This is a genomic window from Microbulbifer sp. YPW1, from assembly GCF_013367775.1.
Classification (GTDB): domain Bacteria; phylum Pseudomonadota; class Gammaproteobacteria; order Pseudomonadales; family Cellvibrionaceae; genus Microbulbifer.
In genome coordinates this window covers 2,982,656-3,003,343 of record NZ_CP055157.1, presented here as the reverse complement: position 1 = coordinate 3,003,343, position 20,688 = coordinate 2,982,656, and the positions used below count along the sequence as shown (strand labels likewise).

Genomic DNA, 20,688 nt, shown 5'->3' with positions numbered 1-20,688 from the left:
ACTCAATACACATTTGGATTTAAAATTGTATACCCAACGTAAGAACCATCAGAATTTACTGGAGTAGCACCTAAAACTTGGTTCGCCTTGATACCACCAGGAACAGCAATCTCCTGCTCATCAGGGAAAGGAGATTTTGAACCCAACGATTCATTCACGTCAACACCACTAGAGGGGCGGACAGAATACACCACCCCATCTTTAGTGCCGTAGTTTGTTGCAAATTCTATAGCCACCTCAGGATCTTTTGAGGTGCTGACAAAAATACTTGGCTCGTTAGTGGCGGCATAGCTCTGAAGATTTGAGCTAGTGCCTTTTGGAAGGAAACCTTCCAAAAAAATTGTTTCGGGAGATCGACCGTCACCACGATATGTCACGATCGAAAGCTCTTTACACGTTAACCCGAACGGATCAATCCAACGTACCGGGTTTGGAGCATACCTATAATTATTCACTCCTCCCAAGAGACCAACGGGGTCCTGCGTGATGAATTGACCTAGCAATGGGTCAAAATATCTGTACCGGTTGTAGTGCAACCCGCTCTCTTCATCAAAATACTGCCCCTGAAAGCGAATCGGCTGGGTAATGACTTCCCGGTGGGCAATGGCTAGATTGCCATAAGCTTCGTAGCAAACACTCCAGACTACATCACCTTCAGAATTTGTCAGCGTGTCCGGAGTACCGAGGTGATCCAGGTGGTAGTGATAGAGCTTTTCCCCTTCACTCAAAGCAACAGGCTTGAAGGACTCCGGTTCTAAATAATATGTTCGAGATTTCAAGCTCCGGTCCGTTACTGAGCCCTGTATTATCTCCCTCAGTAGTACATCGCCATTCCAGAGGAATTCTGTCGAGGCCTCCTGCCCCTGCTTGCGAATACGGCGCCCCAGTGGGTCATATTGATACTGGGTTTCTTTCTGAAGTTGCGCTTCACCCGCATCATCCAGCTTGTACTGGGAAACCGCTGTTAACTGGTGCTTGCTGTTGTAGCGGTAACGAGTCTGTAGCTTCTGACCTTTGCCACGCAATGCAGCAACACGGTTACCGTGAACATCGTACTCGTAGTGAGTATCGCCACGGAACTTGAGCCGGTTGCCGCTGATCTGAGCTGAGCCCGCCTGCTCCTTTGCTTCCTCGGCGCTGCCTGCAGCGGCGAGGATGTTGGAGGCGGGATCGTGGATAAAGTGCTCGGGATTTGGGCCTTCTACCTGGGTGAGTCGATCAAGGGCATCGTAATGATAATTGCGGGTGCCGCGAAGACTGTCTTCGATGCGGGTGAGCTGGCCGCTGCGGTTGTAGCCGTAGGTGCGCTCCAGTAAAGGACGGTCCGGTGTCGGACTTTCGAGGGGATCGTCGGCCTTGGCTACACGCAGCTTGTGCAAGCGCCCCTGTGGGTCGTAATCGCTCTCTGTCGCAAGACCGTTACCGTGCTGGCGGCGGATCTCGCGGCCGAGTTCGTTGCGACTGATCCGGGTAAGTAGTTGCTCGGTATCTGCACCTACGGGCAGACGATGCAGGCTTTCAAATTGGCCGGCGGCGTTGTGCCCTATCCGCAGCTCCTCTCCATCCGGAAGTACCGTGGCGATGCGGTTGCCGGCGGCATCGTAGCGATGGGTGATTTTCGCCTTATCCTGCCAGTCCGCCACCATGCGCCCTGCGAGGTCGTACTCCCAGCGGAGCTTGCGGTGCCCGTTGTCAGCCTCGACCATCTGCCCAGCTTTGTTGTAGCGGAAGCTGGTGATACTGTCCGGGGTAGTCTCCTGCAACAGGCGACCAAACGGGTCACGCTCGTACAGGGTATCGATACCCTGGCCAGATGCCGGATCGGTGACCGCCCGGCTGGCGACAAGGTGGCCAGCTTTGTTATAGGCGTAGCGGGTGATACGGCCGTCGAAGCCCACTTCTTCGGTGAGGCGCTCGTTGAGGTCGTACTTCAGCTGATAGCGCTCGCCCTTTTCATTGATCAGGCCGACCAGGTTGCGCTCGCCGTCGTAGAGATATTGCAGCTCGCTGCCATCGGGATTGGTGCGGGATTTAACCTGGCTCAGGCCGTCATAGCTGTAGCGAGTGCTGCGCCCCTCGGGGTCGATGATTTCTGCAACCAGTCCCTGGGGGTTATAGCGGTATTCGGTGCGCGTACCGTCCGGATTGATGATTGCGCTGATACGATCCTGAGCGTCGTATTCATAACCGGTACGCAGATCGGCTCCATGCTGCACTTCCACCAAACGTTGCTGGATATCGTACTTGTAGTGGGTGGCACGACCTTCCGGGTCCTGTACCGCAGATAGCTTGCCCTGCGGATTCCACAGGTAACGGGTGGTATTGTCGAGCGGGTCGGTAACACTTCCCACCAGTCCGATCGGGTTGTAGCTGTAGCGAGTGGTATTGCCCAGTGGATCGATGGTGGCGACAACCTGCCCGCTGGCGTTGTACTCACGCTGCCAACTGCGACCTGCACCATCGATGATTTTGGCCGGAAGCCCCGCTGCGGAATACTCGATACGCTGTTCGCCACCGGCTGCGTCCGTTTTCCGGATCAGGCGACCGCGGCTATCGTACTCGTAGCGCTCTTGCCGGGTGATGCCGGTTTCGGCGGGCAACTGGACGGATAGCGGTTGACCGTATTCGTTGTAGGTATAAAGGGTTTCCCCCCCTTCGGCATCACGGTAATAAATCGGTAGCCCGCGGTCATTGAACCGATAACGCTCGGTACCGCCGCGGGTATCGGTAACCGCAACACCGTGGCCATCATCATCCCAGACGAAGGAATAATCATAGGTCGCCTGACCATCAATGGGATCTCCCCACTGACGAAGGCAGCGCGCCCCAGGACCGGTGTCGTCCCACTGGAAATGAAAGCGGTAGCCAGACTTGAGTTTGCGCTGGCTGATCAGGTGCCCCTGGTAGGCGTACTCCTCGCTGTGGCCATCGGCGTCGGTGGCTCGTACCAGGTCACCCTGCTCGCTGTATGCGTAACTGGCAAGGCTGGACAAGCGACCGTCCCGAGTCTCCTTTTTGAGTTCCCCGATACGCCCGTCCGAAGGGGTAATATGCAGCGCTTCACCGAGGCTGCTTTCCACACAGATCAGCTGACCATTTACATAGTGGAAGCGATGAAAGTTGTTGTAACCATCACGAATTTCAGAAAGCAGCAGTGCACTCTGCCCTTGTCCCTGAGGGCGGAAGTGTTTTTGCATACCCTCTGGGGCACCGTAGGGCGAAATTACCCAGTGATCTTCCCCGTGGCGGGTAACACTCAGCTGCTCGACCACGTTATGGCTGCGATCGCTCTCTCCCGGCAGTGGCAATGATATCCGCCGGCCTTCGGCATCGTGTAACTCGACGATACCTTTACCCTTGTGCACCAGGAGTTTTTCACCGAGGGTATGGGACCAGCCAACTCCCATACCGGAATCCGCATGATTACTACTGCGGTATGTACGGGCGACGGTGAGCGGCAGAGGGCCGTCCAGAACCGCATCCACCAGCGTCAGGCGTTCTTCACCGGTTTTCAGGTTAATCGGCTCACCACTTTCACAGGCTTTGCCGTTGCACTGGGTTGTCTTACCGTCACCGTTTACACCGGTTTCTTCATTCGAGCGGTCTTTCGCGTTAGTCGGTTTAGCCTTCTTTTCGGCCTCCTTATCTTTAGCGCCCTTGTCATTTCCCTTGGCTTTTTTGGCCCCCGCAGGTTTCGATGCGGGGGCGTCTGACGCAGGAGACTGGGATACCGATACTTCTTCGGATTTCAGGGTGTTGAATGAGGTACCTTCAGATTTTGCACCGCGGGTTTTGCTCAGTCGCTTGCGCTGCTTCTGATACTTGGCAAAATCCAGGATCAGATCGCCTACATCCTTGAAGCGGAACATCAGGCGCGCATTTTTGGCCATGGCTGCGGCACCGCCGACGCCGCCGGTAAAGGCGGCAAGTACGATGGTGAGAATAATTTCGAATACACCGCCACCGGCAAACTCTGAAATCTCCAGGCTGTGCTGGGCTTTTACGTAATCCTTGGCAAACCGGGAAATGTCACTGCGCAGGCCATCGTCGTCATAGACCAGGTGTGCGACTTCGAACGCCTGTTCCAGTTGCTCTACCGTAATGGTGCTCGGATCAAAGCCGAGTACATCGACAATTTCTTTTTTAACTTTTCCCATGTATTCACGGGATGAGGCTTCAAAGCTTTTGTCGTGTGCGTAGTAATCGTAGGTAGCGCTCGCAAGCTGGGTTTGCATGCGGATCGGGTTGACCAGCAATGCCACTTCTGCGATGTCTTTGGTCCACACCACCAGATCCCACCCGGCCTGCCCCAGGCCTTTGGCCACCTGGCTCACCTGGGCGCCCAGTTTTTCAAGCTCGTTGCGCTTCTGGTGTACGGCGTCAATACGCGCAGCTTCCGCACGTTCCTCGGCAATAATCTTCTGCAGGGCCATTCGGATACGGCTGCGCAGGCTGGTCTGCCGCTCGTCCAGCACTGGCTCACCCAGGGGGGCCTCTTCGACCAGTATTCTGCGCTGGCGTACCGCAGTGTAGACCTCAATATGGTCGCGGGAAAAGTGTGTCGGCAAGCCCGGGAACTGCTGGGTATGCAACAGATCCTGTGTTAGTTCGGCGTGGCCGAACGAACTGACGAGGGCGCCGTGGGCGAGGAAACGATCAAAAATCTGGTCAAGTACTGCGGGGGGGAAGGTCGCGAGCAGTTCCGCGGAAAAGTCATTGTCAAAAACAGTCGGTGACGAGGACCAGCCCTCACTGACCAGAAAGCGCTCGCCGCGTTGATTTTCAACGTAAATATGCATGAAATATCCCTTTCCACACGCAGATCAGAGGATGAAATATCTGCGTAAATCCATAAGGGAAGAATTCTAAAAGAAGAGAAGATACCCGCAAAGCCGGACAGGGGGAATAATTCCAAATAATGGGAAAAAATTGAAAAATACCCGGGAAGCTCCTCATGACTGGTACGGAAGTACCTTCTCAGGATGGGTAATTTTTCAATTCAGGCAAGGTTTAGCGGAGAGAAAGCAAAACCGTGAAATTTCATCTCAGGATAGGTGCGGAACACCAGGGGGACTTTCAACCCCGCTGAAAACGCCGCGAGGAAAAAAATCGGGTATCCCCGTTCCGGTACGAGAACTGTTCTGCCGAGCGCTTCTCGTCGTCAGTCGTATCCTGGGAGCAAGGTAGCGCGACAAGGCAATCCAGCGCATCGCGACGCAGCACTGGCTTGATCCCGCGTAAAACAAGAAACGCGAGCGCCGCTTCAACCGCTGGCTCTATGCAGTTTTTCACAATCGGGGTTAGGCCGCCGCCGAACTCTTCCAACTGTTGTGGCTGCGCACCGATCAGCAGAATTTCTCGCGGGTAATGACCGGTGAGCTGGGCAATGGCCAGCACGTCCTGAAATCCAGTCTGGTGCAGGCTCATCTGCTTGGCCCCAAGAAATTGCGGTACCTCGTCATCTCGTACCAGCTTTATGGTGCCGGGCGCGAGGCCGTAGTCCACTGCATCAAATACAATAAGCGCATCGGCCTGCTGGATATGGTGCATGAGATATATGCACTGTGTGCCGCCATCCATCAGCGTGACCTCTGCATCGCAGCGAGAAAAGTCGCAGACGGCATGCATGTGTTCGACGCAACGCACGCCAAAGCCTTCATCGGCCCACAGCAGGTTGCCGATACCCAGAATCAATACGCGCTTTTTGGATGTTGCAGTGTGCGAAGGCTTTCGCATGGGAGCTCCCGGTTGTCTTTATTCTTACCTATTTTTACCGTGTAACCGTACGGTTTCAGTTACGAGAGGATAGCAACTCGTACAGGGGTTGCCCGGCAATCAGGAAAACACTGGCGTCTTTAGTCCTCAGCCCTCGAAATATCGGCATCGGATTAGTGGTATGAGGAGAAAGAAGAGAGAAAGGAGCGGAAATAGGAGAGTGCAAAGTGCAACAAGTGGCGCGGACCGATCGGAGTCAGCCCGCGCCATTCTGGATGGTTTACCGGCTATCGTCGTACGCAGGCATCCAGCTGCATCCTGTACAGCTCGGCCATATCATCGTCGATACAACAGAAAATTACATGGCGCGGGCCATCGTCTCGATCGAGATGGTTTTGCACCTGATCTACAGCAATTTCTACAGCAAGCTCCGGAGGGTAGTCGTAAACGCCACAGCTGATGGCGGGGAAGGCAATGGAGTGGAAATTATCGCGGCGCGCCAGCGCCAGGCATTGACGGTAGCATCCGGCGAGCAGCTCTGGCTCGCCCAGGTTTCCGCCGCGCCAAACCGGACCGACCGTATGGTATATACGCTTGACCGGCAGTCGGTAGCCCGGAGTGGATCGCACATCCCCTACCGGGCAGCCACCAATGCGACGACAGGCCTCGAGTAATTCCGGGCCTGCGGCGCGATGGATAGCGCCGTCGACTCCGCCACCACCCTGGAGCCTCTGGTTGGCTGCATTGACGATTACATCTACGTGCAACCGAGTGATATCACCGAGGTGTACTTCGATCACTCTCTATACTCCAACCACAGGCACCACCGGTCAGATGCACATTCCTGTACGAGTGCTTTGATCGATTACTGCTTTTGCCCCAGTAACTGACGGTGGCGCGTTGATATTTCCTCAGGGCAATGCGTCAAAGCACTTACTAAAACAATAGCAGCTGCGGAGAGCACAAAGCCCGGTAACAGCTCGTATATATCAAAGATGCCACCAGACAGCTGTTTCCAGATCACAACGGTTATACCCCCTACCAGCACGCCCGCGATGGCGCCGGTGCCGGTCATACGCGACCAGTAGAGGCTAATCAGTATCGTAGGGCCAAATGCCGCGCCCAGGCCCGCCCAGGCATAGGCCACCACATCCAGCACCTTGGAATCCGGATCCATCGCCACACCAACGGCAATCAGCGACAGCGCCACCACTGCCCAGCGCCCGACACTCACCAGGCTTTCGGAAGTGACTTTTTTACCAAACCAGACGTGGTAGAGATCCTCCGCCAGTGCAGCAGACGAAACCAGTAACTGTGAATCGGCGGTACTCATAATTGCAGACAAAATGGCCGCGAGCAGAATACCCGCAACCAGCGGGTGGAACAGGGACTCCACCAGCGCCATGAATATGCGCTCACCATCCGGCAGCGTCTGTGCCAGCTCCAGATGCCCAAACAGGCCGACACACATCGCGCCGAGAAAACCCGCCAGTGACCATACCGCAGCCACCGTGGCGGCCACAGGCATATCATCCGGGTGGCGCAGTGCCTTGAAGCGGGCAAGGATATGCGGCTGACCGAAGTACCCGAGCCCCCAGGCCAGTGAACTCAAAATAGCGGCAACGCCCAGAGCCGCACCGGTGTTGTCGGTCATCCAGTGCATCAGCTCCGGATGCTGCTCGCGCATCAGGTGCACCGCATTGCCGAAGCCGCCCTCGTCCGAAATCACCATGATCGGCACGATCACCAGTGCCAGGCTCATCAACAGCCCCTGGAATACATCCGTCCAGCTCACCGCGAGGAACCCACCAAACAGGGTGTAGGAAATCACCGCAATGGCGCCAATCACCACCGCCCACTGGTAGTCCCAGCCGAATACCGTTTCAAACAGCTTCCCGCCGGCGATCAGGCCCGAGGCCACATAGAACAGGAAAAACAGCAGAATGAATATCGCGCAAACCGTGCGCAGGTAGGGGTGCTCAAGGTTAAATCGCCGGTGCAAGTAAGCCGGTACCGTGAGGGCATCGTCCAATGCGTAGGTATAGATCCGCAGGCGGCGCGCCATGGTCGTCCAGCTCAGTACGATGCCACTGAACAGCCCGATGGCAATCCAGGCGGACGACAAGCCGGAGGCATAGGCAGCACCGGGCAGACCGAGCAACAGCCAGCCGCTCATATCCGAGGCACCGGCACTGAGTGCAGCCACCGCCGGAGGCAGCGAGCGGCCACCGAGAAAATAATCACTGGCATCTTTGGTGCGCTGGTAGGCGTAAACGCCAATGGCAAGAATCAACGCGAGATAAGCGATGAACGTGAGGGCGACAAGCCATTGTCCGGACATGTGGGGTTCCCCGTCAGAATTGGCAGACAAAGCCTCCTTTGGCGAAAGAATAGGCTGAATCCGTCGTTATTGGTCTTTATTGCGCGTAAATCTACCCATTTGCTGGCGATAGCTCAATCGGCAAACTAAACCAAGGGTGTAAGTTGCGCTAAAGCATACATTTGAAAATGCCAGGGAGCGGTATTTTCAGACTGAGCAGTAAGGGAATATCAAAACACTATGGGTATTTGTCTCGACGAGCTGCGCCTCCTGGTGGTTCGTCCCACGTTAAAGCAGTTGCGCGCCTGGTCCCCGGGGATGGAAGCCCTGTTACTGGGAACCGCCGCACAGGAGTCCGAGCTGGGGTTCCACCTCAAAACCGGACACCGCCACGGTATGGGCATATTCCAGATACTCCCGAGCACCCATCGACAGATCTGGGACAAGTACCTGATCAACTTCCCTGCACTCGCCTCCAAGGTGCGCGGACTCGCCAGCCAGCGGGACTTCCTGCAACACCCCCACGCCGAACTCGCCACCAACCTGCGTTACGCCACCGCCATCGCCTGGCTGGTCTACCGCGCAGCGGGAGTGGAAACTGTGGAAAGTGAAAATCTGCCGAAAATGGCGCGGCTGTGGAAAAAACATTTCCACCACGGCCCCAGCGCCAGGTTGCGGGACTTTGTCGAAAGCTACAGTGCGCTGATCAATCCCGAAAAAAATCTCCCTTCCGGGCCGCCGACCGGCGGAAAGCCGCCCCCCAAAAACAAAACAGCCGCGGCAAATGCCACGGCTGTTAAGAAAAACGATACGTTACTGATCGAAGACGAACCTACAGATTCCGCGCCTCGATATACATTGGCTGAGCAGCCTGAGCCGGCTCCTCCTCGCGGGCATCTTCGGGAATCCAAGAATCCACCGACTGCTCGATCGAACGCCCGTCCACCTCAGGCGCGGGTGTAGAACGATCCAGTTCCAGACTCTCGAAATCATACAGATCCCGATCCGCCAGCTGTGATGGAGACACCCGCGTGAGCGCGGCAAAAATATTATCGCTGCGCCCCGGAAACTTCTTGTCCCAATCGTTCAGCATGCCCTTGATCGCCTGACGCTGCAGGTTCTCCTGACTACCGCACAGGTTGCACGGAATAATCGGGAAATTCTTGTGCTCCGCAAATGCCACCAGATCCGACTCACGGCAATACGCCAGCGGACGAATCACAATATTACGCCCATCGTCCGCACGTAACTTCGGCGGCATCGCCTTCAGGCGGCCACCGTAAAACATATTCAGGAACAGCGTCTCGACGATATCGTCCTTGTGGTGTCCCAGCGCAACCTTGGTCGCACCAATCTCCTCCGCAAAGCCATATAGCGTACCGCGACGCAGACGGGAACAGAGCCCACAGGTCGTCTTCCCTTCCGGCACCACCTCCTTCACCACACTGTAAGTGTCCTTATTCACAATGTGATAAGGCACCCCCACAGACTGCAGATACTCCGGCAGGATATGCTCCGGGAAACCCGGCTGCTTCTGATCCATATTCACCGCCACCAACTCAAAGTGCACCGGTGCCGTCTTCTGCAGGTTCATCAGGATTTCCAGCATCGCGTAGGAATCCTTACCACCAGACAGGCACACCATCACCTTGTCGCCCTCTTCAATCATATTGAAGTCGGCGATCGCCTTGCCCACATTGCGGCGCAGGCGCTTTTGCAGCTTGTTGAATTCCAGCCGCTCGCGGCGGTTTTCCAGATCAGACATTGGGTAAATCTCAAACTCCCGAACGACAACAACTTGCTGCCGCCGGCTACGAAGTATTTCAGTTGGATGCGAAGGCGCTGACGCCGGGTAAGCCTTTGCGGGACCGTCTGTGGCCATGGATGGCCACAGCCGAGCGTTCATGGATGAACTCGTAGCGTGTGCCGCAAAGGCTTACCCGGCGGCAGCGCCGCCACCAGCCCCAGCAACGAAGTCACTGGGGCCAGCAAAAATCAGCCCGCGATTGTACGCTTTCCGATCAAGAAGTGCACAGGCTATCGGACCGGGTATCCACATCGCCTTTCAGCAGACTCTCCAGACACGGCCATACATGCTCCAGCAGCGCGGGCTGGGCCTTCGCCGTCGGATGAATACCATCCGTCTGCATCGCCCCCTCCTCCAGCGCCACCGGCTCCAGGAAAAACGGAATCAGCGGCACCTGCTCCTCCGCCGCCACCTTCGGATACACCGCCGCAAACGCCTTCGTATACGCCTTACCGTAATTGGGCGGCATCTGCATCCCCAGCAACAGCACCTCAGCACCGCCGGCCCGGGCCATCTTCACCATCCGCTGCAGATTCTGCTGCAACGCCCGCGGCGGATAGCCCCGCAGACCATCATTGCCGCCCAGCTCCACCACCAGCCACTCCGGTGAATGCTCAGTCAGCAAGCGCGGCAAACGCGCCACCCCGCCGGAAGACGTCTCCCCACTCACACTGGCGTTCACCACCTCAACCGACAGACCGCGCTCCGCCAGCCGCTCGCGCAGCAACTGTACCCAGCCCTGGCGTTCATCCAGCCCGTAAGCCGCACTGATACTGTCCCCCAGCACCAGTAAAGTCTTCTGCTCCTCCGCCGAACTCACCTCTTCCCGCGCGGCCGAGTCTGCCCCGGAAATAGCATCCGCCCGGGCAAAACCGGCGTATAACCCCGTGACCAGCGCGACGAAAAGCAGGCCTCGCGGGACAAAATCCGCCCCGAATCCCCGGAAAAAAACTGCCGCCATGTCATACTCTCCAATTCAAACTGGTCGCTACAAACGTGAACCACATTTTGCAGGAATTACAGGGACTTGCCATGTCGATGATGCTAAAAGCCGAACATCTTCACCACCGTGTCAGCACCAGCGAAGGCCCGCTGACCCTGCTCACCGACATCTCCCTGCAACTTCCAGCTGGCCAAAGCCTCGCCATCACCGGCGCCTCCGGCTCGGGCAAATCCACCCTACTGGGCCTGCTCGCCGGCCTCGACCGCCCCACTGAGGGCAAAATCTGGCTCGCCGGCGAAGATATTACCGCCATGGACGAAGAGGAACGCGCCGCACTGCGCGCCCGCTGTGTCGGCTTCGTGTTCCAGACTTTTCAGCTGTTGCCCGGCCTCACCGCGCGGGAGAATGTCATGCTGCCGAGCGAGCTGCGCGGCGAGCGCAACGCCGGCAAGCGCGCAGAAGAATTCCTCGAGCGCGTCGGCCTCGGTCACCGCCTGCACCACTATCCCCGGCAACTCTCCGGTGGAGAACAGCAGCGGGTAGCTATCGCCCGCGCATTCTGCAGCATTGCCAATCAGGGTTCAGGCTCAAACTCAGACACAAACAATGGCATTCTGTTCGCCGACGAACCCACCGGTAGCCTCGACGCGCACAACGGCGACAAGGTGATCGACCTGCTGTTCAATCTCAACGCCGAAACCGGCACCACCCTGGTACTGGTGACCCACGAACAGCGCCTGGCCGAGCGTTGCGGTGCCCACCTGCGTATGGCTGCAGGGGAAATTACTACTGCCGACATTCCCGACGGCTATTTCGGTGATCAGGCGGAGGTATCCGCCTGATGCTACCGCTTCGACTATTGAGCCGCGATTGGCGCGGCGGCGAACTGGCACTGATCGCCACTGCGCTGGTGCTGGCGGTCAGTTGCGTCACCGCCATCGCCCACTTTGGCGATCGCCTGACCCGTGCCATGTATATCCAGTCCCAGAGCTTCCTCGCCGCCGAGCGGGTGGTGCAGAGCAGCAAGCCGGTACCGGAGGCGTGGCTGGACAAGGCCAGTGAGCTGGGCCTGCAACAGGCGCAGACGGTCGGCTTCGCGTCCATGCTCTCTGCCGGAGACGAATTCCAGTTTGCCTCGGTAAAAGCCGTGAGCGACGGTTACCCACTGGTGGGCAAACTGGAGATGCGCACCACCACCACCGCGACGCCAATCACTACGCAACAGGGCCCCGCGCCGGGCAATGTGTGGCTGGAACCGCGCCTGCTGCCGCTGATGAACCTGGAAATCGGCAGCGACCTGCAACTGGGCGACAGCACGTTTACCGTCAGCGGGTTGATCGACCAGGAACCGGATCGCGGCGCCAACTTGTTCTCCATGGGCGCGCGCCTGATGATGCATGCCGACGACCTCGCTGCCACCAATATTCTCCAGCCCGGCAGCCGCGTCACCTACCGCTACCTGTTCGCCGGTGACGACGCCGCCCTCAAACAGTATTTCAAGTGGCTGAAGCCGCACCTGACCGAGCACCAGCGGGTGATCGACCTGCAGGAAGGCCAGCCGCGGGTTGCCAAGGCACTGGATCGCGCGGAAAGCTTCCTGTACCTCGCCGGCAGCCTCGCGGTTCTGCTGGCCAGCGTGGCCGTCGGCCTCGCCGCACGCCGCTACGGCCTGCGTCACGCCAACTATGTCGCAGTAATGAAAAGCCTCGGTGCGGGCAAACAGAAAATTCTCGCCATCTACATCGGCCAGATGACCGCGCTCACCCTGATCGCCACCGCGGTCGGCCTCGCCATCGGCTCCTTCGTGCAATCCCAGGCGGTAAACCTGTTGCAAGGCTTCTTCCCGGTCACACCACCGCCCAGCAGCTGGCAACCGCTGATTGTCGGCATCGCCACCGGTCTTGCCTGTGTGATCGGCTTCGCCCTGCCGCCACTGTTCCGCCTGGCACAGACCGACCCCATGCAGACCCTGCGTCAGGACTGGAGCAACCCGGACAAACGCGAATGGCTCGGGCTGATCCCCGGCCCGCTTTCCATGCTGCTGCTGATCTGGTGGCTTTCCGGCAGCCTCGCCACTACTGCGGCACTACTCGCCGGCCTGGGCCTGCTGGTGGCTGGCAGCGCCGGAATCAACCGCCTGCTGGTACGCGGCAAACTCGCCGCCCTCGGCGGCAGCTGGCGCATCGCCCTCGGCAGCCTGCAACGCCGCGCCGGCTTCAACACCCTGCTGATCGCGGCCTTCGGCACCGGCCTGCTCGCCATGCTCGCCATGTTCTACGCCCGCACCGCGCTGATCGATGAGTGGCAGATGCAGCTGCCGGAAAAGGCCCCCAATCACTTCCTGGTCAACATCGCCCCCTACGAACTGGACGGCGTCAAACAGAAAATCGAAGGCAAAAACCTCGAGGGTACCGAGTTCTACCCCATGGTGCGTGGCCGCCTGATCGCAGTGAACGGCACCCCAGTTGATGAGCGCGAACAGAAAGACGGCGCCATCCGCCGCGAACTCAACCTGAGCTGGACCGACACCGTCCCCGCCGACAACAAGATCGTCGCCGGCGAATGGTGGGACGAAAACACCACCGAAGGTGTCTCCGTAGAAGTCGAAGTCGCCGCGCGGCTGGGACTCGAAATGGGTGACGTATTGCGCTTCTCCATCGGCGGCCTCGAAACCGAAGCCCCCATCACCAGCCTGCGCACCCTCGACTGGAACAGCATGCGTCCCAACTTCTTCATGCTGTTCGCCCCCGGTAGCCTCGACGACTTCCCGGCCACCTACATCCAGAGCTTTTACCTGCCACCGGAAGAAAAACTGTTTATCAACGAACTGGTGAAAAACTTCCCCAGTGTCAGCATCATCGAGCTGGACAAAATCATCGCCAATATCCGCGAAACCATCGGCCAGGTCGCCATCGCCATCGAATCCGTCCTCGCCCTGATGCTGATCGCCGGCGTCCTGGTACTGATCGCCGGCGTCCGCGCCAGCATCGCCGAGCGCTTGCAGGAAGCCGCCGTCATCCGCACACTGGGCGGCCGCCGGCAGCTGCTTATTCGCAGCCTGATGATCGAGTTCGGGTTGTTGGGGATTGCGGCCGGTTTGCTTGCGGCGTTTGGCACCGAGGCAACACTGGCAGTGCTTTCGCAGCGGGTGTTTGAACTGCCATTCAATTTCCACCCGGGCCTGTGGATACTCGGCCCGCTGGTGGGCGCGTTGCTTGTCGGTACCGCCGGCACTCTCGCCTGCCGCAGTGCGGTGAGCCAGCCGCCGTTGAAAGTTTTAAGAGAGTTGGCTTAATTCCCGAAGTGATATTGCTGGAATAACACAAGGCTAACGAAGTACAACTACTTGAATTGAAGGGGAAGTACCGGGGAGCTGTTTTCGGAAGCGTCGGCGACAGGGACGTCGCCGACGCAGCGTACATGGATGTATTCACAGCGGTTCCGAAAACAGCTCCCCGGTGCTTCCCCGCCACCCACCTGCTAAAGAAGAATTCCACCAAACCATGATGGATCTAGAGTTCGATAAAAACCACATCTGGCACCCCTACTCCTCCCTGATCAATCCCCCTCCGGTCTACCCCATCGCACGCGCCGAAGGGGTAAGAATTTATCTGGAAGACGGCCGCGGGTTGATCGACGGCATGAGCTCCTGGTGGAGCACCCTGCACGGCTACAACGTCCCCGAACTGAATGCCGCCATGCAGGCACAGATGGAAAAAATGAGCCACGTCATGTTCGGCGGACTTACCCACGAGCCCGCCATCGAACTCAGCAAAAAGCTCGTCGCCCTGACCCCGGAACCGCTGCAGAAAGTCTTCCTCGCCGACTCCGGCTCCGTCTCCGTCGAAGTCGCCATCAAAATGGCCCTGCAATACTGGCAGTCCCAGGGAAAACCGGAAAAAAACCGACTGCTCGCGCTGCGCAACGGCTACCACGGCGACACCTTCGGTGCCATGGCCACCTGCGACCCCGTCAACGGCATGCACCACCTGTTTGCCAGCCAGCTCACCCAGCACCTGTTCGCGCCCGCCCCGCAACCCAGGTTCGACGAACCCTGCACTGACGAAGACATCGCCGAACTGCAGAAAATGGTTGAGCAGAATCACCAGCAACTGGCGGCGGTCATTCTGGAACCCATCGTCCAGGGTGCCGGCGGTATGCGTTTCTACTCCCCGGAATACTTGCGCAAGGTGCGTGCACTGTGTGACGAATTCGACCTGCTGCTGATCGCCGACGAAATCGCCACCGGCTTCGGTCGCAGCGGCAAAATGTTTGCCTGTGAGCACGCAGGCATCAGCCCGGACATCCTCACCCTCGGCAAAGCACTCACCGGCGGCACCATGACCATGGCGGCCACCTTGTGTACTGACAAAGTCGCCAATGGAATCTGCAATGGCGAAGCCGGCGTATTCATGCACGGCCCGACCTTTATGGGTAACCCCATGGCCTGCGCCGTTGCCAATGCCAGTATCGACCTGCTGCTGAAACGCGACTGGCAACAGCAGGTGCAAGGTATTGAAGCGCAACTGCAGGAAGAACTGGCGCCCCTCAAGAACGCCAACGGGGTTGCCGATGTGCGGGTGCTGGGCGCCATTGGTGTCGTGGAGATGAAACAGCCTGTGGATAACCGCACGCTTCAGGAAAGCCTGATCGAACGCGGTGTGTGGCTGCGCCCCTTCGGCAAACTGGTGTACACCATGCCGCCGTATATGATTTCTGCATCAGATCTGACACAGCTGACAAGTGCCATGAACGAAACGCTCTCCGCACTCTGAAACTCGTAATCCATCACAAAATGTAAAAGCTGGCGGAGAAAGCTTTCCCGAAGTAAATCGCAATACGTCCTTCTTGTGCGAGTGCAAAGGCTCGCCGGGCAATCCACCTGCCCGAAAACAATAATTTACAAGAAGGATTTTTTACCATGCGATTGATCAGAGCCAGCAAACCGCTCAGTGCCGCCATCGCCGCGACCCTGGCCGGTTCCGCACTGTTTTCTTCCGGTGCCCTCGCCGCCAACTACGGCGAGGCGCTACAGAAATCCATTTATTTCTACGAGGCCCAGCAGTCAGGCCCGATTCCCAGCTGGAACCGCAATGAATGGCGCGGTGACTCCGGAATGCAGGATGGCGCTGACCAGAATGTAGACCTGACCGGTGGCTGGTACGACGCCGGTGACCACGTGAAATTCGGCTTCCCCATGGCCGCCAGCGCCACCGTGCTGGCCTGGGGCGTCGTGGAGAATCGCGAGGCCTACGCGCAGACCGGTCAGCTGCCACACATGCTGAATAACCTGCGCTTTGTCGCAGACTACTTTGTCAAAGCCCACACCGCGCCCGATGAACTGTGGGGCCAGGTAGGCAACGGCAGTGCAGACCACGCCTGGTGGGGTTCTGCAGAAGTAATGCCGATGGCCCGCCCCTCCTACAAGGTGGATGCCAGCTGCCCGGGCTCGGACCTGGCCGGGGAGACTGCCGCGGCACTGGCCGCGATCTCCATGGTGTTCGAGTCCACCGACGCCGGCTATGCGGCCAACCTGCTGCAGCACGCAGAGCAACTGTACAGTTTTGCGGACAATTATCGCGGCGCCTACAGCGAGTGTATTACCGACGCCACCAGCTTCTACAACTCCTGGAGTGGCTATAACGACGAGCTGGTCTGGGGGGCGGCCTGGCTGTATCGCGCCACCGGCGAACAGTCCTACCTGGACAAGGCCAACAGCTATTACGCCAACCTGTCCACCGAACCGCAATCCACAACCCGCTCCTACAAATGGACCCACGCCTGGGATGACAAGAGCTACGGCAGTTACGTGCTGATGTCGCAGCTTACCGACAACCCCCAGTACCGGGCCGATGCCGAACGCTGGCTGGACTTCTGGACCACCGGCTACGAGGGCAATCGTGTGCGCTACACCCCCGGTGGCCTCGCGCATCTGGATCAGTGGGGGGCAGCGCGCTACACCTCCAATACCTCGTTTATCGCGCTGGTGTATGCGGACTACCTCAATCAGGTAGACCCGGGTAACCCGAAGGCGCAGACGTATTACGATTTTGCCGCGGGCCAGATGGAATATCTGCTCGGCGACAACCCGATGAACATGAGCTACCAGATCGGTTACGGCTCTGTGTATCCCACCTCGCCCCATCACCGCACCGCGCACGGTTCCTGGAACGACAGCCTGGCGGATCCGATCGACAACCGCCACACCCTGGTCGGCGCCCTCGTGGGCGGCCCGGATCCCAGTGATGGCTTCGAGAATGACCGCGGTGATTACGTACTGAACGAAGTGGCCACGGACTACAACGCCGGCTTTACCGGTGCCCTGGCGCGCCTGTGGCTGGACTTCGGTGGCAACCCGATTCCAGAGGACAGTTTCCCGGCACCGGAAACCCGCGATACGGAATTCTTCGTGGATGCCAAACTGAATTCCACTGGCCCCCGCCACACAGAAATCAGCGCGCGCCCACACAACCGCAGCGCCTGGCCGGCACGTCTCACCGACAACCTGAGCCTGCGCTACTGGATCGACATTTCCGAACTGGTCGACGCGGGCTACTCCGCCAGCGACCTGCAACTCGCCAGTGCCTACAGTCAGGCCAGCGGCTTCACCGGCCCCCATCCCTGGGGCGATCCCGCGGACAACATTTTCTATGTGGAAGTGTCATTTGCCGGTGTGGATATCTATCCCGGCGGCCAGTCCGCGAGCAAGAAGGAAACCCAGTTCCGAATTGCGGTACCGGAAGGTCTGCCCTGGGATCCAAGCAACGACCCCTCCTGGGATAATTACGGCAGCAGCCGCGAAGAGGCACCGCTGATCGCACTGTACGACGACGGCGAACTGATCTGGGGCCAGGAACCCGGTGAGGGCTGCGGCGGCGACTCCGGTATCAACTGTGCGCCCAGCGCGAGCGACGTGAACGTACAGACCGGGTTCGAATCCCAGGTAATGGTGACCCTGTCCGGCAGCGACAGCGATGGCAGTATCACGGCCTACACCGTGGCAACCGGTCCCGCCAACGGCAGCCTGAGCGGTAGCGGTGCGGAGCTGCTGTATACCCCCGATGCAGGCTTCTTCGGCGCCGACAGTTTTACCTACACCGTCACCGACAACGCCGGTGCGGTATCCCCGGCAGCCACCGTCACCATCGATGTGGAATCCCCGCCAATACCCGCTGTCAGCATCACCGCCCCCGCCGGCGGCAGCACCTTTGATGAAGGGGAAGACATCACCGTGCAGTACACACTGCAGTACGCAGACGGTGTGAACCTCTACTTCGACGGCGTGCTGACATCCAGCGCCAGCGGCGCAACCGATCTGGTCATCCCGGCGCCGAGCCTCGGTGACCATCAGATCGAAGTGCGCGCCGTTGACGACGGGGAAGAACTCACTGCCAGCGACAGTGTGACGATTACCGTGGAAGCGGAGTCTACTGGCGGCGGTGACGGCGTCAGCTGTGAAGCGCTGAGTGCAGACACCTGGAACAACGGCTTCGTGCTGAACAATATCACCGTAACCAACGACGGCAGCGAGGCAATCCAGGCGTGGGAAATCCAGCTCACCTTTGCCGAGCCCATCACCCTGGTAAACGGCTGGAGCGGTGAGTTCAGCCTCTCGGCAGACGGCCGGGTGGTAACCGTTTCCAACGCGGCCTGGAATGGCAGTCTGCAGCCCGGTGGCTCCACCGTGCTTGGATTCCAGGGCGGCCACAACGGCAACTTCAGCCTGCCGACCTGCAGTGCTGATTGATCATACCTCCCTCCTGAACAAGTCCCCGGCTTCCGCCGGGGACTTCTCTTCAAGCAGTAAAAAACCGGATAAGAATAATGAGGAACCCATGAATAAACTAAACCTGCTTGCGCTTACCAGCGCACTGACGCTTGCCATAAACATGAATACGCATGCCCAAGTCCAGGCACAACCCGATGACGACTGGTTGCATGTGCAAGGCAATCAGATTGTGGATCAACAGGGCAACCCGGTGTGGCTCACCGGTGCCAACTGGTTTGGCTTCAATACCAGCGAGCGGGTATTTCACGGCCTGTGGGCGGTAAATCTCGAAGAAGCCATGGCGGACCTGGCCGGCCGCGGAATCAATATTCTGCGGATCCCCATCTCTACCGAACTGATTTACGAGTGGCAGAGCGGCCTCGCCGCGGTACCCAGTATCAACGATTATGTAAACCCGGAGCTGGAAGGCAAAACGTCTCTGGAAATCTTTGATGCGGTGGTCGTCCAGGCGAAAAAGTACGGGGTCAAAATCCTGATTGATGTACACAGTGCAAAGGCGGACAACTCCGGTCACTTTGCCCCCATGTGGTACGACGACGTATTTACTACCAAGATTTTTTACCAGACCTGGGAATGGATGGCGGAACGCTACAAAAACGACGACACCATACTCGCCTTCGATATCGAGAACGAACCCCACGGCAAACCCTGGGCGGATTCGCCATTCGCCAAATGGGACAGCTCCACCGACGAGACCAACTGGAAACACGCCTGTGAAACGGCGTCAAAACGGGTACTGGCCATCAATCCCAATCTGCTGGTGCTGTGCGAGGGCATCGAGTCCTATCCCAAAGACGGCGTGACCTGGAACAGCAATTCCAGCAAGGACTTCCACAACTACTGGTGGGGCGGCAATCTGCGCGGTGTGGTCGATCACCCCATCGATCTCGGGCCCAATCAGGACCAGCTGGTTTACTCACCACATATTTACGGCCCTTCCGTCTACCAGCAGCCCTGGTTCGAGCCGGACTTCACCTATGAATCCCTGATCAATGACGCCTGGCGGGACAACTGGTTCTACCTGTACGAACAGGGTATTTCACCGCTGCTGTTCGGTGAGTGGGGTGGCCATATGGATGGCGGCCAGAACGAAAAATGGATGGGGTATGCCCGCGATTTGATTGTCGAGCACAAGCTGCATCACACCTTCTGGTGCCTGAATCCCAACTCCGGCGATACCGGGGGCCTGTGGGGATACGATTGGAAGACCTGGGACGAAGAAAAATACGCGCTACTGGAAAGTGCGCTGTGGAAAAACACCGACGGCAAGTTCGTAGGGCTGGATCACGAAGTAGCACTGGGCAGTAGCGCCACCGGTATTAGCGTCAGCGAATATTACGGCACAGAAACACCGAAGCTGAATGTCGTCTCGCCGACTGATGGCAGCCAGTTCCTGCCTGAAGAACCCGTATCCATTGCATTCAACCTGCGCAAGAGCAGCGGCGCCAACATTTACCTGGATGGTGGCCTGGTCGCTACCGCCAATAGCAGCCCTACCACGGTCACAGCGCCCGCAGAAATCGGCACATACCAGCTGCAGCTGGTTGCGATAGACAATGGTGGTATCGAACTGCCCGCCAGTGACAGCCTGTACATTGAAGTCGTCAGTGAAACCACCCCCGAACCGGAACCAGAGCCCGAAACGGACGTCATCTGTGAACTGGGTACCGCCGATGTGTGGGCAGACGGGTTTGTCATTAACACAGTCACCGTAACCAATGGTGGCAATACGCCGTTGAGCGGCTGGTCGGCAGCGCTCCGCTTTGCACCGGGCACCCAGTTTGACAGCGGCTGGGGCGGCGTTTTCCAGGCCAGTGACGACGAACAGACGATCACCGTGAGTAATCTGGAGTGGAATGGCAGCCTGCAACCGGGAGTATCAGCGACGTTCGGTTTCCAGGGCGTGCACAACGGCAACTTCAGTCTGCCCACCTGCAGCGGCGACTGAAATAAACAACCCATCCGACATAAACCGGGGTCACAGTGAATAGTTTTTAAATTTTCCTGTGATCTCATTTTTGATCAACCGGTGATTCAGCCCGCGGCTGTAAAAACGCCGGCTGCGTTCATTTGCTGGCCAAAGGAGGAACTCAAATGGCTCCGGATCAGGCGCA

The 20,688-nt window shown here is 58.3% G+C and carries 11 protein-coding genes; 5 read left to right on the top strand and 6 right to left on the bottom strand.

Features of this window, described 5'->3' with window-relative positions:
- Positions 1 to 2: 2 nt before the first annotated feature.
- From HUW35_RS12190 to HUW35_RS12165, 6 genes are all read right to left on the bottom strand, one after another.
- On the bottom strand, positions 3 to 4,799 hold the full coding sequence (locus HUW35_RS12190; protein WP_181252577.1) for an RHS repeat-associated core domain-containing protein: 4,797 nt from the start codon (positions 4,797 to 4,799) through the stop codon (positions 3 to 5).
- 277 nt (positions 4,800 to 5,076) lie between these two features.
- On the bottom strand, positions 5,077 to 5,736 hold the full coding sequence (locus tag HUW35_RS12185; protein ID WP_181252576.1) for a HyaD/HybD family hydrogenase maturation endopeptidase: 660 nt from the start codon (positions 5,734 to 5,736) through the stop codon (positions 5,077 to 5,079).
- A gap of 266 nt (positions 5,737 to 6,002) precedes the next feature.
- Positions 6,003 to 6,515, bottom strand: coding sequence for a macro domain-containing protein (locus HUW35_RS12180; RefSeq protein WP_078082961.1), 513 nt, complete (start codon positions 6,513 to 6,515; stop codon positions 6,003 to 6,005).
- Positions 6,516 to 6,580: 65 nt separating this feature from the next.
- Positions 6,581 to 8,056: a sodium/proline symporter PutP gene (gene putP, locus HUW35_RS12175; protein ID WP_181252575.1), complete on the bottom strand. Its 1,476-nt coding sequence runs from the start codon at positions 8,054 to 8,056 to the stop codon at positions 6,581 to 6,583.
- Positions 8,057 to 8,867: 811 nt separating this feature from the next.
- A complete protein-coding gene (ttcA, locus tag HUW35_RS12170) occupies positions 8,868 to 9,800 on the bottom strand; it encodes a tRNA 2-thiocytidine(32) synthetase TtcA (protein WP_181252574.1) in 933 nt (310 codons plus the stop codon).
- Between the two features lie 256 nt (positions 9,801 to 10,056).
- A complete protein-coding gene (locus HUW35_RS12165) occupies positions 10,057 to 10,803 on the bottom strand; it encodes an arylesterase (RefSeq protein ID WP_181252573.1) in 747 nt (248 codons plus the stop codon).
- A 71-nt stretch (positions 10,804 to 10,874) separates the two neighbouring features.
- On the opposite strand from HUW35_RS12165, the gene HUW35_RS12160 reads away from it, so the two are divergent.
- From HUW35_RS12160 to HUW35_RS12140, 5 genes are all read left to right on the top strand, one after another.
- Complete coding sequence (locus tag HUW35_RS12160) at positions 10,875 to 11,627, top strand: ABC transporter ATP-binding protein (protein WP_181255689.1); 753 nt, start codon at positions 10,875 to 10,877, stop codon at positions 11,625 to 11,627.
- The gene (locus tag HUW35_RS12155) at positions 11,627 to 14,080 is read left to right on the top strand and encodes an ABC transporter permease (RefSeq protein ID WP_181252572.1); all 2,454 of its coding nucleotides are present in this window, start codon (positions 11,627 to 11,629) and stop codon (positions 14,078 to 14,080) included. Before HUW35_RS12160 ends, HUW35_RS12155 begins: the two co-directional genes overlap by 1 nt.
- Positions 14,081 to 14,288: 208 nt before the next feature.
- A complete protein-coding gene (gene bioA / locus HUW35_RS12150) occupies positions 14,289 to 15,560 on the top strand; it encodes an adenosylmethionine--8-amino-7-oxononanoate transaminase (RefSeq protein ID WP_181252571.1) in 1,272 nt (423 codons plus the stop codon).
- Between the two features lie 146 nt (positions 15,561 to 15,706).
- Positions 15,707 to 18,532, top strand: a complete 2,826-nt coding sequence (locus tag HUW35_RS12145; protein ID WP_181252570.1) for a glycoside hydrolase family 9 protein — start codon at positions 15,707 to 15,709, stop codon at positions 18,530 to 18,532.
- 88 nt (positions 18,533 to 18,620) lie between these two features.
- Complete coding sequence (locus HUW35_RS12140; RefSeq protein ID WP_181252569.1) at positions 18,621 to 20,522, top strand: cellulase family glycosylhydrolase; 1,902 nt, start codon at positions 18,621 to 18,623, stop codon at positions 20,520 to 20,522.
- Positions 20,523 to 20,688 lie beyond the last annotated feature (166 nt).